The following is a 672-nucleotide window of genomic DNA, read 5'->3' on the forward strand; positions in this document are numbered from 1 at the left end:
AGCGGGGGTTGCCGGCTTCCGGCGCCGCTTGCGCGCTGTCCGCCACGTATGGCACGGCGGCCTCGGCCACGCCCAGGATGGCGGGCTCCTGCTTGACGCTGTCCCTGGTGCTGCGCTCCTTGCTGCTCATCGTCGCTCCCGTGGCGTGGTCTAGAATTTCAGCAGCGCGGCCGTCATGACCCCGCCGTACAGCACGAACAGGCTGCCGAGGCAGGCGCCAAAGGCATTGCGGGCGCGGCGGCGGCGCACCTGCTGCAGCGCCGTCCAGTTCATCGATACCGTGCCCAGCACGCTCAAGCCCGTGGCATCGCGCAATTCGGCGGGGCTGAGGAAGGTGGGGCGCACCTGGCTGATCAGCAGCGCCGTGGCGACGCCGGCCACCAGGGCCACGCCCAGCGCCGCGCTGAACAGCAGCGGACGGTTCGGGCCGACGGGCGCATATTGCACCGTCGGCGGGTCGATGATCTTGAAGGCCATCATTTCGGTGGTGGAACTGAGTTCGCCCGACAGCTTGGCCGCTTCGCGCCGGCCGATCAGCTTTTCATAGTTTTCCTTGTTGATGATGTAGTCGCGGTTGAGCTGGGCCAGCTGCGATTCCACTTCGGGCACGGCATTGCTTTGCGCCAGCAGGCGCTCGTTGCGCGCGGTGTATTCCTGCACGCGGGCGCGGAT

At 67.7% G+C, this 672-nt stretch carries 1 protein-coding gene; it reads right to left on the minus strand.

Annotated elements, in window-relative coordinates; translation table 11 throughout:
• Positions 1-150: 150 nt before the first annotated feature.
• Positions 151-672, minus strand: a 522-nt coding sequence (locus tag K0F85_RS28985; RefSeq protein WP_306985701.1) for a GNVR domain-containing protein, incomplete at its 5' end; no start/stop codon positions are given.

The organism is Janthinobacterium sp. UMAB-56 (genome assembly GCF_900095265.1).
Classification (GTDB): domain Bacteria; phylum Pseudomonadota; class Gammaproteobacteria; order Burkholderiales; family Burkholderiaceae_D; genus Janthinobacterium.